Below are 12,757 nucleotides of genomic sequence, written 5' to 3'. Positions count from 1 at the left end.
CCGGCGCTACCGGCCAGCCGCCGCAGCGCCGCGTCCGCCGATGCTCTACCATAGCCACCCCCTTTCCGGTCCTGCCCGCATGAGCAAGAACAGCCAGTGGATCGTCGGCGTCAACGCCGTCGCCTCCTCCATCGAGAACGACGCCGAGAACGTCCGCGAAGTGCTGGTCGAGGCCGGTGCGAAGAACCCGCGCCTGGTCGAAATCGAGGAAAACGCCCGCCGCAAGGGCATCGACGTGCGCAAGGTCAACAGCCAGGCACTGGACGGCGTGGGCGGTTCGGTGCGCCACCAGGGCGTGGCTGCACGCTATGCCGCCGCCCGTACCTACAACGAGAACGAGCTGGAAGGGCTGGTCACGGCTGCGGAAGGCAAGGCCCTGCTGCTGGTGCTGGACGAGGTGCAGGACCCGCACAATCTCGGCGCCTGCCTGCGCTCGGCCGCCGCTGCCGGCGCTACCGCCGTGATCATTCCCAAGGACAAGTCGGCTACGGTCAATGCCACCGTGCGCAAGACCTCGGCTGGCGCTGCCGACCTTATTCCGGTGGTGGCGGTGACCAACCTGTCGCGCTGCCTGAAGGACCTGCAGAAGCAGGGCGTGTGGATCTACGGCCTGGCCGGTGAGGCGACTGCGTCGCTGTACCAGCTGGACCTGAAGGGCAACATCGCCCTGGTGCTGGGTGGCGAAGCCGACGGCCTGCGCCGCCTGACCCGCGAAAACTGCGATGGCCTGGTCAAGATTCCGATGCCGGGCGAGATCGAGAGCCTGAACGTCTCGGTTGCTGCCGGTGTGAGCCTGTTCGAGGCCGTGCGCCAGCGCGGTTGATCGACAGCTGCGGAGACCCGATCGGGGTCAGATCCCTTTCCCACGGGAAAGGGATCTGACCCTTTTTTCTGATCTGCCGTGTCGACCAAGGTCGACACCTACCGGGCAGGCGGTAGTCGCCAACCTTGGTTGGCGCTCCGGATGCCTTACCCCGCGCTGCCTCCCAACGCCTTGAACAGCGTCACGTCGTTGTTCAACTGGCTCTGCCGCACCCGTGCCAGTGACAGTTCCGCGTCGCGCCGGGTCTGCTGCGCTTCCAGCCAGGTGCGCAGATCGGTGGCGCCGACGCGATAGCGCACTTCCTGCGCACGCTCCACTTCAACCGCTTCATCGTAGGACGCCTGCGACGCGGTTACCTGGCGCAGCAGCTGCTCGCGTGCGGACAAGGCGTTGTCCACCTCCGACAGCGCGGTGTACAGCGTCTTGCGGAAGTTGGTGGCGGCGATCTGGTAGTTGGTGCCGGCCACGTCCGTATCCAGCTGCGCGCGCTGCAGGTTGAGGAAGGGCAGCGACAGCCCAGCCCCCAGCGTCGCCACCGGATTACGCAGCACATCGCCCAGCGAGGCGGCGCTGGAACCCAGGCTGCCGGTAAGGCTCAGTGCCGGGTAGTACTGGGTGGCGGTCACGCGGATCGTCTTCAGGCTGTTGCGCAGCCGCAGTTCGGCCGCACGCAGGTCGGGCCGGCGGCCGAGCAGGTCGGCGGGCAGGCCTTCGGCAATGCTCGGGCTCTGCGCCTCCAGCAGGTTCTGCGGCTCGTCCTGCTGCGGCCACGGCGTGCCATCCAGCAGCACGGTCAGCGCGTTGCGCACCTCCACCCGCTGTTGTTCCAGCGCGCTCTGCGCCGCACGCTGTGACTGCAGGTTCTGCAGTGCCTGGCGTACTTCCAGGCGCGAAACCGCACCGGCATCGAAGCGCGCCTGTACCAGTTCGTGCGTGCGCTGCAGCCGCTCAAGGTTGGCCTGGCCGGTGGCGATGGACTGGTTGAGGTAGGCCAGCGCCCAGTACTGGTTGATGACATCGCCGATCACCAGCAGGGCGGTGTTCTGCCGGTCTTCTTCGCTGGCGTTGGCCTCCCAGCGGGCGATGTCGCGCTGGGCGCGCAGGCGGCCCCACAGATCGACCTCCCACCCCAGCGACACGCCGGTGGAATAGCTGCGGCGCCAGTCGTCGGCCTGGTCGGTGGCGCGGCTGCCGCTGCCGCTCACGCCGGACGACGAAGGCTGCGGCCACAGCGCGTTGCTGGCCAGCCCGGCCTGCAGGCGTGCACGTTGCACCGCCAGCCCGGCGGCACCAAGGTCGCTGTTTGCGGCAAGCGCCTGTGCGACGAGGCGGTCGAGGCGCTCGTCGCCGAAGCCGGTCCACCAGGTGTCCTGGCGGACGTCACGGGCCGGGGTGTCCAGGCCGCTGCGCGGGTCGTCGGCCGGTGCGTTGAGGGTCGCATCGCCACGACCATAGGTGGCGGCAACGCTGGGGTCTTCGACCGGATAGCGGCCCACGGAAGCGCAGGCGGAGAGTGCAAGCAGCACGGCGCCGGACAGCAGCAGACGCGAGGGAGCAGGGAAGGGCAGTCGGGTCATCATCTTCATTCGCGGGCCAGGGCCTCCACCGGGTCGAGCTGGGCGGCACTGCGTGCCGGCAGGAAGCCGAACGCCACGCCGATCAGGGTCGAGCAGGCGAAGGCGGCAATGATGGAAGCGGTGGAGAACAGCACCTGGAAATCGCTGGCGAAACGGCCGATCAACACGCCCATCAGCAGTGCCAGGCCGATGCCGAGCAAACCGCCGAGCAGGCACACCAGCACCGCTTCGATCAGGAACTGCTGGCGGATGTCGCTCTGCCGCGCCCCCACCGCCATGCGCACGCCGATCTCGCGGGTGCGCTCGGTCACCGAGACCAGCATGATGTTCATCACGCCGATGCCACCGACCAGCAGGGCGATGGCGGCAATGGCGCCGATCAGCAGGGTCATCGTGCGCGTGGTCTGTTCGATGGTGTCGCGGATCTCGGCGCTGTTGCTGAGGAAGAAGTCCTCGGTGCCGTGGCGCATGGTCAGCAGGCGGGTGATCGCTTCCTGCGCCGCATCCATCGGCGTTTCATCGTTCACCCGCACGGTGATGCTGGAAACGTGGCTCTGCCCGAGCATGCGCGACATCACCGTGGTGTAGGGCACGAACACGCTCAGGCTGGTGCTGCCGCCGAAACCGAAGCTCTGCTTCTTGGCCACGCCGACCACGCGCACCGGCACGTTGCCAAGCAGGATCACCTGGCCGATCGGATCGCTGTCGGGGAAGAACTGGGTCCGGGTGTTCTCATCGATCACCGCCACCTGGCCCAGCCCCTTCACCGCGTCGGTGTCGAAGAAGCTGCCGCTGAGCAGGCTCACGCCCTTCACCCGGAAGTACTGCTCGCCGACGCCGCTGATCTGCGCGGTGGCCGACTGGTTGCGGTAGCGCGCGGTGACCGAACTGGACACGCTGGGGGTGGCGCTGTCGACGTAGCTCTGCCGTGACAGGGCATCGGCATCGCTGGCCTTGAGGGTCTGCACCCGCGCCGAACGCATGTCGCCGAAGCCGCGACCGGGGTAGACGTCGATGGTGTTGGTACCCAGCGCGCTGATGTTCTGCAGGATCTGCTGCTGCGAACCGTTGCCCAGTGCCACCACCGAGACCACCGAAGCGATGCCGATGATGATGCCGAGCATGGTCAGGAAGGTACGCAGGCGATGGGCGTTCATCGCCAGCAGGGCCATCCGGAACGCTTCGGTGAAGCGATCGCGGGCGGCCTGCCAGCTGCTGCCATGGGCCACGCCAGCGCTCGGCTCGCGTTGCGCACGGTAGCTGGGCGCGGCCGGATTGGCACGGTCGGCGATGATCTCGCCGTCGCGGATCTCGATGATGCGCTGTGCGTGCTCGGCCACGCTCATGTCGTGGGTGACGATGATGATGGTGTGGCCTTCGGCATGCAGTTCGCCGAGGATGGCCATCACCTCTTCGCCGGATTTGGTGTCCAGGGCGCCGGTCGGTTCGTCGGCCAGAATCACCTCACCACCGTTCATCAACGCGCGCGCGATCGACACGCGCTGCTGCTGGCCACCGGACAGCTGCCCGGGTTTGTGGTGCATGCGGTCGGCCAGGCCCAGCCGCTGCAGCAGCTGCTCGGCACGCGCGGTGCGCACCGGGCCGGGGCTGCCGGCATACACCGCCGGCACGGCCACATTGCCGCGTGCGTCGAGATCACCCAGCAGGTGGTAGCGCTGGAAGATGAAACCGAAGTGCTCGCGGCGCAGCTCGGCCAGCTCGTCGGGCGCCATTTTCCCGGTCTCGCGGCCCGCCACCTGGTAGCTGCCACGGGTCGGGCGGTCCAGGCAGCCGAGGATGTTCATCAACGTGGACTTGCCCGACCCGGACTGGCCGACGATCGCCACCATCTCGCCGGCATGGATGTCCAGGTTGACGTCGCGCAGCACGGCGATCACATCGTCGCCGGCCGGGAATTCGCGTCGCAGGTCGCGCAGGCGCAGCAGTGGCGCCGTCATGCTCATCGGCGCCCCATGCCCGGGCCACCGACCCGCATCTGCATGCCGCCACGGTTGCCGCCGCCCGCGGCTGCCGCAGTGCCGCCTTCACCGACCACCACGCGCTCGCCTTCCTTCAGGCCGGACAGGACCTCGACGTTGGCGCCGTTGTTGATGCCGACCTTGATCCTGCGCGGCTGCGGCTGGCCCTTGTCATCGACCACCCGCACGATGCGCTCGCCATCGCGCGACTTCGGTCCCAGTGCCACGGCCGGCACCATCAGCACGCCCTTGGCCTGCTTGAGCAGCACCGATACCTGTGCGGTCATGTCGATGCGCAGGGTGCCATCGGGGTTTTCGACGTCGAACAACGCGTTGTAGTACACCGCGTTGCTGGAGCTGGAACTGGACGAGCTGCTGGAACTGGACGAGCTTTCGTTGGCGATCGACGCCGGTGCCGGATTGATCTGCCGCAGCGTAGCGTGGTACTTGCGGTCCGGGTCACCCAGCGTGGTGAAGTACACCGGCATGCCGGCCTTGATCTTGACCACGTCGGCCTCGGACACCTCGGCATTGACGGTCACCACGTCCAGCCGTGCCAGCATCACGATGGTCGGCGCGGTCTGGTTGGCGTTCACCGTGCGGCCTTCCTCGGCCACCACCGCCACCACGGTGCCGTCCATCGGCGCGACGATGCGGGTATAGGCCAGGTTGGCGCGGGCAGTGCCCAGTTCGGTTTCGCGGCCCTTGATCTGCGCCTCGTAGGACTGCAGCTGCGCACGCGCGGTCTTCAGCTGGGCCTCGGCGGCGTCGTATTCCTGGCGCGAAGTGGCTTCGGCAGCCAGCATCTGCTGCTGGCGTGCGAACTCCAGTTCGGCCTGGCGCAGGGTGGCCTGCTGCACTGCGCGCTGCGCGGTCACCTGGTCAAGCGAGGCCTGCGCGTTGAGCACCTGGTTCTGCTGGGTGGTGGCGTCGATCTCGGCGATCAGGTCGCCTTCCTTCACCGTATCGCCCAGCTGCACCTTAAGCGACTTGATCTGGCCGGAGGCCTGCGCACCGACGCTGACCAGCTTGTAGGCGTCGATCACGCCGGTAGCTTCCACTGTCTGCTCGATGTCGCCGCGGCTGACCGGGGTGGTCGCCAGCGCCGGTGCGGCAGGCTTGCGCAGCAGCCACCAGGCGGATACAGCGGCGATCAGGGCAATCAGGGCGATCAACATCAGGCGACCCTTGCGGGTCGCGGGCAACAGGCGGGAGATCACGTGGCGGCTTCACTCTGGGGGCCGCAGCGGCGGCGTTGGTGGGCATTGTGAAGATCGAGCGATGCTGCGCTCAATCCTCGGGGTGTGTCTCTGTGTAACACTGTCTGCGAGACGGCGTATCGGCAGGTATCCCGCACTGCGGTGGATACAGTGGTACGCATTGGCCTGGATGCGGTTCAGCTGCCGACACGGGATGATTCGCGACATGGAGACTGAAAACCCGATGCACCGTTTGCTGATTGTCGATGACGACAACGATATCCGCACCCTGCTGGCCGAGCAGCTCGGCCGTGCTGGCTACCAGGTCAGCACCGCCGCCGATGGCACCAGCATGCGCCAGCTGCTGGAACGCGAACACGTGGACCTGATCGTGCTCGACCTCAACCTGCCGCGCGAGGATGGCCTGACCTTGTGCCGCGACCTTCGCGCGCGCTCGAACACGCCGGTGATCATGCTCACCGCGCGCGCCGAGCCGATCGACCGCGTACTCGGCCTGGAAATGGGCGCCGACGACTACCTGGCCAAGCCGTTCGAGCCGCGTGAACTGCTGGCGCGCATCCGCAACGTGCTGCGCCGTACCGAAGCGCTGCCGGCCAACCTGGAACCGCTGGCGGTGCGCCGTGCGCGTTTCTCACGCTGGATCTTCGACCTGGAGCATCGCCACCTGGTCGATCCGGACGGGCGCGTGGTGGTGCTGTCCGGCGCCGAATTCCGCCTGCTGCGGGTGTTCATCGCCCATGCCAACAAGGTGCTCTCGCGCGAGCAGCTGGTGGCCCTCAGCAGCGGCCGCAACTATGAAGCGCAGGACCGGGCGATCGACCTGCAGGTCAGCCGGCTGCGCAACAAGCTGGCCGATGACGGTGGCCCCGATGGCCTGATCAAGACCGTGCGCAACGAAGGCTACGTGCTGGCCTCGGCCGTCAACCTGGAATAAGCCGCGATGAAGCGCCTGCGCCACTTCCTGTCCTCGATGGTCGGACGGCTGTTCGTGATCCTGCTGCTGGGCATGAGCGTGGCCGCGATCGGCGCGACCATGCTGGCCAGTTCCAAGCGGCAGCAGGAATTCGAGCGGCAGAACCTGAACCGCATCGCCGACCGACTACAGGGCTACATCAACCTGCTCGACGGCAACCCGGAGCTGCGCGAGCGGCTGCTGGAGATCGGTGGCCCCAGCGTGCGGGCACTGCAGCCCGGCGCGCGCATCGGGCGGGCCGACAAGGCGCTGATGGAAGTACTGGAAGACCGCCCGGGCCCGGTGTCGCGGGCGCATGTGCACTTCGCCTCGTTCCGTTCGTGCATTCCCAAGCTGCAGGACCTGCTGCCGCCACCGCCGCCGGGCCACCGCAAGCCGCCACACGAACGCGATCCCACCTTCATCCCGCCCAAGTGCCGGGCGGTGGACGTAGTGCTCAACGACGGCACGTTGCTGAAGCTCGCCCTGGATTCGCCGGCGATCGCGCACAACGGCATCCTCGCCGTGGACCCGCTGTTCCTGACCCTGCTGGTACTGGCCATTGCCGTGCTGGCCTACGTGGTTGCGCGCATGGCCAGTGCGCCCCTGCAGGAGCTGGCGGCTGCCGCCGAGGACCTGGGCGATGACCTGCAGCGGGCACCCCTGCCGCTGCGCGGGCCGCGTGAAGTGCAGCGCGCCGCCGAAGCCTTCAATGCCATGCAGCATCGGCTGCAGCGCCACCTGGCCGAACGTACGCAGATGCTGGCGGCGATCACCCACGACCTGCAGACGCCGCTGACCCGGCTGCGCCTGCGCCTGGAAAACGTGACCGACGAGACGCTGCGCGAGCGCCTGATCGGCGACCTGGCTGCGATGCAGGCACTGGTACGCGAGGGGCTGGAACTGGCCCGGAGTGCGCAGAGTGCCGAACAGCGCGCCGCGCTGGATCTGGATTCACTGCTGGAGAGCATCGTCGAGGACACCGCCGAGGACGGCGCCGACGTTGTCTTTGAAGGCCGCAGCGGCGCGGTGCTGATGCTGCGCCCGCTGGCGATGCACCGCTTGTTCTCCAACCTGGTGGACAACGCGGTGATGTATGCGCAACGCGCCCGGGTACGTGTCGAGCGCGGCGAGGGCACGATCACGGTGGTCATCGCCGATGATGGCCCCGGGCTGGCCGATGACCAGCTGGAAGCCGTGTTCGACCCGTTCGTGCGGGTGGAGACCTCCCGTTCGCGCGAGACCGGCGGTGCCGGCCTGGGCCTGACCATCGCCCGCGCGCTGGCCGAGAAGGACGGGGGCCGACTGTGGTTGCGCAACCGCCCCGAAGGTGGGCTGGAAGCGGTGGTGCAGTGGTCGACCAGCGCCGAGGCGCGCTAGCGGCATCGATCCCCGAGCCGGCCCGGTTGCGCCGGTCTGCCCGGGCGCGGTGACGCCGGTGACAGGGTTTGCCCTATCATCTGCGTACTTCCCCATTCTTCGTCCGATGAGCCTGCCTGTTCCTGCCGGCATGCCGCCCTGCGCGGTGCGGCTGTCCCTGTTCGCGTCTGCTGCCGCCACCGGCATCCGCAGCTGGCCGCCGCCGCTGCGCTGATGGGCGGGCAGGGGGCGGGCAGGCGCCGGGCGGGGCGCCACGCGGAGAACATCGGTCGCCTGCTGCGGGTGGGTGTGCTGTGGCTGTTGCTGGCGATTGCCACGCCACTGGCCGCGCAGAGTGGCGCGCCGCCGTTGCGCGACTATGCCATCGACGTGTGGACCTCGCGCAATGGTCTGCCGCACAACTCGCTGCGCGACATCGCGCAGACCCCGGAAGGCCACCTGTGGTTCGCCACCTGGGAAGGCCTGGTGCGCTACAACGGCCTGGATTTCACCGTGTTCGACCGCAGCACCCGGCCGGGGCTGCGCGACAACGGCATCGGCGCGCTGCTGGTCGACCCGCAGGGCGGTCTGTGGATCAGCGATTCGCGCGGCAATGTCAGCCACCGCGGCAGCGACGGCCAGTGGCGGGTCTGGGAACATCAACCGGATACGCCGCAGGTGCTGATCCAGTCCATGCAGATGGACAGCCAAGGACGCCTGTGGCTGCTGTACGAGGGCAAGGGCATTGGCTATCTGACCCCGGACAAGGGCATCGTCTACCAGCGCCCGCCGCCGGACCTGCCGCTGGCGATGAGTTTCACCAAGATGGCCGTCGATGCGCAGGACCGGGTCTGGATCGGCACCCTCGACGGGCTGGTGCTGCGCGACACCGACGGCGTACTGCAGCGCGCGCCAGCGGCGTGGGGTGTGGACAAGGGCCTGTCGTGGCCCTATCGCGCACCCGATGGGGCGCTGTGGATCGTCGCGGGCGAGCGCCTGTACCGGGTGGAGGATGATCGCCTGGTGCTGATGCACCGGCTGCCCGGCCAGCTGCACTTGACCGCCATGTTGCAGGACCGCCATGGCGACCTGTGGCTGGGCACCGAGAACCAAGGGCTGCTGCGCATCTCGGCGCATGGCCTGGAGCGCCTGCCGGCAGGTCTGAACCTGCCCGGCGGGCGCGTGGTCAGCCTGCGCGAAGACGCCGAGGGCAGCATCTGGGTAGGCGCCAACGGCGGCCTGTATCGCCTCCGCGAAACCCTGTTCAGCAGTTACACCGAACGTGACGGCCTCAGCGGCGACTACGTGCGCACGGTGCTCGAAGACCGTGACCGCCATCTGTGGGTGGGCAGCGCCAGCGGCCTGGACCTGCAGACCGCCGACGGTCGATTCCGTGCGATACCTCTGCACAACCGCGGTGGCAAGGCGCCTTCGGTGCTGAGCCTGGCCCAGGATGCCAGCGGCGATCTGTGGGTGGGCACCTTCGGCGACGGCATCTACCGCTTGCACGCCGATGGACGGCTGCGCCACAACTACGCGGCGGCCGATGGCCTGCCTGGCGGCAACATCCGTGCGATCAGCATCGCGCCTGACGGCGTGGTCTGGGCGGGGACGCAGAAGGGTGTGGTCCGCATCGAGGGTGACCAGGTAACCGTGCCCACGGTTGCCGGCATGCCGGGAGGTCTGACCACCGCGCTGGAACACGATCACCAGGGAAATCTGTGGATCGGCACCATTGAAGGCGTCCGCGTGCTGCGCGGCGACCGGGTGCAGTCGATCGACCTGGCGCCGCTGGGTGGGGGGCGCAGCGTGTTCGGCTTCCACCAGATCGGCGATGCGATGTGGATCAGCAGTGACCGTGGGCTGTACCGCTGGCAGGCGGGGACGCTGGCACGGGTGGGCCTGGAGCAGGGCATGCCGGTGGATGCGGTGTTCCAGCTGGTGCCCGACCGACTGGGCAACGTGTGGATCAGCAGCAACCGCGGCGTACTGCGCACCGACATGGCCACGCTCAACGCCGTGGCCGACGGACGCGCGCCGCGGGTCACGGTGGAGCGTTACAACGAAATCGATGGCATGGCCAATGCGCAGGCCAACGGCAGCTCCGGCCCGTCGGCGATCCTGCGCCAGGACGGCACGTTCTGGGTAGTGACCGCCGGCGGCCTGAGCATGGTTGACCCGCAGCGGCTGCAGCGTTTTCGTGAACGCCCGGCACCGCCTGCGGCAATCGAGAACGTACAGGTCGATGGTGCGCCGGTGCACTGGGAAGGCCCCGAGCGCAACCTGATTCCCGGTGGGCGACGGCTTGCGGTGAGCTACGTGGGCCTGAGCTACCTGATGTCCGAGCGCATCCGCTACCGCACGCGGCTGGAGGGGCTGGACAACGGCTGGGTGGAACGTGGCCCGCAGCGCAGCGTGGAATTCGTCGGCCTGCCGCCGGGTGATTACACGCTGCACGTGGCCGCCGCGCACCCGGGTGGCAGTTGGGGTCATCAGGAAGCGGTGTGGAGCTTCACCGTCGAGCCGTTCTGGTGGCAGCGGCACAGCGTACAGGCGCTGATCGGGCTGGTGCTGCTGTCCGCGCTGGTGGCGCTGTACCGCTTCCTGCTGCAGCAGTACAAGGCCAGCAACCTGCGCTTGGCACAGCGCGTGGACGAGGCCACCTTCGACCTGCAGGCCCAGACCGTGCACCTGCAGGCCCTGAACCAGGAAAAGACCGAGCTGGCCGAGCGCCTGGCGCGGCAGGCCGAAGCGTTCGAACGACAGGCCCGCGAAGACGCGCTGACCCGGCTGGCCAACCGTCGCGGCTTCGACGAGGCGTTGGCCCGCGACTTCGCCCGCGCCCAGCGCAGCGGCCATCCGCTGTGCCTGGTGGTGCTGGACATCGACCACTTCAAGGACGTCAACGACCAGCACAGCCACAGCATCGGTGATGCGGTACTGGTGGAAGTGGCCCAGGTGATCGCCGCCGCCAGCCGTGATTCGGACCTGCCGGCACGCACCGGCGGCGAAGAATTCGCGCTGCTGCTCAATGACACCCGGCTGGAGGAGGCGGCGCAGCTGTGCGCGCGCCTGCGTGGCTTGTTCCATGACCATCCGGACTGGGCCGGCATCCCGGGACTGCGGGTGACCTTCAGCGCCGGCCTGGTGGAACTGGACGGCGACGACCGCACCCCGGCACTGCTGTACCAGCGCGCCGACCGCGCGTTGTACCGCGCCAAGAGTGACGGCCGGGATCGCACGAGCATCGGTTGATCCACTGCAGAGCATCCACGCATGGCGTGGATCTACTGGCATTGCCGTACCAACAGCCGGCACCCATCGAGCGCAGCGACCCGCTGTTGCTCCCGCTTTTCTGATCTTCCCGTGGCGCCCGGGAAACTGTCGAAGGCCGGGCAGGGTGGGTTCGCGGGGGTATCCGCGCCATGGATGGCGCGGCTAAGNCCCCAAGGACGGGTTTACGGCGTCCCCCGCGAATCCATCCTGCCCGGCCTCACCCGCAATGCCGACTCGCCACGAGGGGCTCCGCCGTTGGCCGCTTCACCGCGGCCAGGCGTTGGCGATCGTGCAGAACAACCGCGCCGTCTGCTCGGTGTCATACACCGCGCTGTGCGCCTCGTTGGCATCCCAGCCCAGCCCGGCCGCCGTGGCCGCGCGTGCCAGCACCGTCTGGCCATAGGCAATGCCCGCCAGGGTGACCGTGTCGAACACGCTGAAGGGGTGGAACGGGTTGCGCTTGTGCCCGGTACGGGCCACCGCGGCGTTGACGAAGCCCAGGTCGAAATGGGCGTTGTGGCCGACCAGGATCGCGCGCTGGCAGCCGTACTTCTTCATCGCTGCACGCACCGGAGTGAAGACGTGGTCCAACGCCGCCTTCTCTTCCTTGGCCAGCCGGAACGGATGGTCGAGGATGATGCCAGTCACTTCCAGCGACTTCGGGTCGATCTCCAGTCCCTCGGCTGGCACCACATGGGCGCTGGCGGTCTGGCCGGGGTAGAGCAGGCCGTTCTCGTCCATCTCGATCGGCACGGCGGCGATTTCCAGCAGCGCGTTGCGCTGGCTGTCGAAGCCGCCGGTTTCAACATCCACCACCACCGGCAGGAAGCCGCGGAAGCGTTGTGACATCGCGCGCTGCGCCTGGGGTACGTCGGAAACAGGGAGGGCGGCAGGTGCGGAAGTGGGGTCGGTCATGCATGGATTCTAGCAGAGCGACCCTGAGCGCCCGGGATCCTGCGCGACGTGCGCCGACCAGGGCACCCGGGATCTGGGGTAGGTGCCAACCTTGGTTGGCATACTGCGCGCCGACCAGGGACGGCATCTACCGGAGCGCGGGCTGCGCCGTGGGGCCCGACGGATACCACCGCGCCAGCACCGCATCCACGCTCAGGCGCCCGGCGCCGGTGAACAGCAGCGGCAGCAGCATCGCCATGAACAGCAGCGGCAGTTTGAAGTTGCCAAAGCCCTGGTCGCTGATCGCATAGCCCATCGCCAGATCGCCCAGCGAGCTCCATTCTGCCGGCCAGTGCACCGCGTAGGTTGCCACAGCCGTCAGCACCAGCAGGCTGGCGGCCGCAACGCGGGTGCCGAAGCCCAACAGCAGGCACGCTGCGCCCACCAGTTCGAACCAGGTGGCCAATTGCCAGTTCAGCGCAGCGGGCAGCTGGTCGAACGGAAACGGGAAAGCATCCTGCAGATCGGCGAACCAGTTCTGCCCGTGCAGCTTCTCGCGCCCGGATTCGAAGAATTCCCAGGCAAGCAGCAGGCGCAGGCCAAGCGGGGCCAACCACGGGGCGAAACGGTCCAGCTGGCCGCGTGCGGCGGCCAGGGTCGGGGTCTTCATCGGTGTA

The 12,757-nt window shown here is 68.2% G+C and carries 9 protein-coding genes; 4 read left to right on the top strand and 5 right to left on the bottom strand.

Annotation, left to right across the window (positions count from 1 at the left end; genetic code table 11):
* The first annotated feature begins 79 nt into the window (after positions 1-79).
* The gene (gene rlmB, locus TEP_RS12820) at positions 80-823 is read left to right on the top strand and encodes a 23S rRNA (guanosine(2251)-2'-O)-methyltransferase RlmB (protein WP_025875407.1); all 744 of its coding nucleotides are present in this window, start codon (positions 80-82) and stop codon (positions 821-823) included.
* Between the two features lie 146 nt (positions 824-969).
* Here the strand turns inward: rlmB and TEP_RS12815 are convergent, their stop codons facing one another.
* Genes TEP_RS12815 through TEP_RS12805 form a run of 3 tightly spaced genes read right to left on the bottom strand, consistent with a single transcriptional unit; the run spans position 970 to position 5,599 of the window.
* Complete coding sequence (locus TEP_RS12815; RefSeq protein WP_132825518.1) at positions 970-2,409, bottom strand: efflux transporter outer membrane subunit; 1,440 nt, start codon at positions 2,407-2,409, stop codon at positions 970-972.
* Positions 2,406-4,364 (bottom strand): MacB family efflux pump subunit, encoded by a 1,959-nt coding sequence (locus TEP_RS12810; RefSeq protein WP_132825517.1) that lies wholly within the window; start codon positions 4,362-4,364, stop codon positions 2,406-2,408. Before TEP_RS12810 ends, TEP_RS12815 begins: the two co-directional genes overlap by 4 nt.
* Positions 4,361-5,599, bottom strand: coding sequence for an efflux RND transporter periplasmic adaptor subunit (locus TEP_RS12805; protein ID WP_132825516.1), 1,239 nt, complete (start codon positions 5,597-5,599; stop codon positions 4,361-4,363). The genes TEP_RS12810 and TEP_RS12805 overlap by 4 nt, the downstream gene beginning before the upstream one ends.
* Positions 5,600-5,804: 205 nt before the next feature.
* Between TEP_RS12805 and TEP_RS12800 the strand changes: the two genes are divergently transcribed.
* From TEP_RS12800 to TEP_RS12790, 3 genes are all read left to right on the top strand, one after another.
* A complete protein-coding gene (locus TEP_RS12800; RefSeq protein ID WP_025875399.1) occupies positions 5,805-6,533 on the top strand; it encodes a response regulator in 729 nt (242 codons plus the stop codon).
* Positions 6,534-6,539: 6 nt separating this feature from the next.
* Positions 6,540-7,931: an ATP-binding protein gene (locus TEP_RS12795; RefSeq protein WP_132825515.1), complete on the top strand. Its 1,392-nt coding sequence runs from the start codon at positions 6,540-6,542 to the stop codon at positions 7,929-7,931.
* A gap of 213 nt (positions 7,932-8,144) precedes the next feature.
* Positions 8,145-11,165 carry a ligand-binding sensor domain-containing diguanylate cyclase gene (locus TEP_RS12790; protein WP_132825514.1) on the top strand — a complete coding sequence of 1,007 codons (3,021 nt, stop codon included), beginning with the start codon at positions 8,145-8,147 and terminating at the stop codon, positions 11,163-11,165.
* 285 nt (positions 11,166-11,450) lie between these two features.
* Here TEP_RS12790 and rnt read toward each other — a convergent pair whose 3' ends face one another.
* Positions 11,451-12,035: a ribonuclease T gene (gene rnt / locus TEP_RS12785; protein WP_032951815.1), complete on the bottom strand. Its 585-nt coding sequence runs from the start codon at positions 12,033-12,035 to the stop codon at positions 11,451-11,453.
* 193 nt (positions 12,036-12,228) lie between these two features.
* Positions 12,229-12,750 carry a DoxX family protein gene (locus tag TEP_RS12780; protein ID WP_132825513.1) on the bottom strand — a complete coding sequence of 174 codons (522 nt, stop codon included), beginning with the start codon at positions 12,748-12,750 and terminating at the stop codon, positions 12,229-12,231.
* Between the last annotated feature and the right edge of the window lie 7 nt (positions 12,751-12,757).

It is taken from the genome of Stenotrophomonas sp. TEPEL (genome assembly GCF_004348785.1).
GTDB lineage: Bacteria > Pseudomonadota > Gammaproteobacteria > Xanthomonadales > Xanthomonadaceae > Stenotrophomonas > Stenotrophomonas indicatrix.
The sequence above is the reverse complement of the archived record's forward strand: the minus strand, read 5'-3'. Positions and strand labels throughout refer to the sequence as shown.

Bases quoted from the DNA above. Each gene is read 5' to 3' on its own strand.
- TEP_RS12795 (WP_132825515.1), top strand. From the start codon at position 6,540: ATGAAGCGCCTGCGCCACTTCCTGTCCTCGATGGTCGGACGGCTGTTC.
- TEP_RS12790 (WP_132825514.1), top strand. From the start codon at position 8,145: ATGGGCGGGCAGGGGGCGGGCAGGCGCCGGGCGGGGCGCCACGCGGAG.
- rlmB (WP_025875407.1), top strand. From the start codon at position 80: ATGAGCAAGAACAGCCAGTGGATCGTCGGCGTCAACGCCGTCGCCTCC.
- TEP_RS12815 (WP_132825518.1), bottom strand. From the start codon at position 2,409: ATGAAGATGATGACCCGACTGCCCTTCCCTGCTCCCTCGCGTCTGCTG.
- TEP_RS12810 (WP_132825517.1), bottom strand. From the start codon at position 4,364: ATGAGCATGACGGCGCCACTGCTGCGCCTGCGCGACCTGCGACGCGAA.
- rnt (WP_032951815.1), bottom strand. From the start codon at position 12,035: ATGTCACAACGCTTCCGCGGCTTCCTGCCGGTGGTGGTGGATGTTGAA.
- TEP_RS12800 (WP_025875399.1), top strand. From the start codon at position 5,805: ATGGAGACTGAAAACCCGATGCACCGTTTGCTGATTGTCGATGACGAC.
- TEP_RS12780 (WP_132825513.1), bottom strand. From the start codon at position 12,750: ATGAAGACCCCGACCCTGGCCGCCGCACGCGGCCAGCTGGACCGTTTC.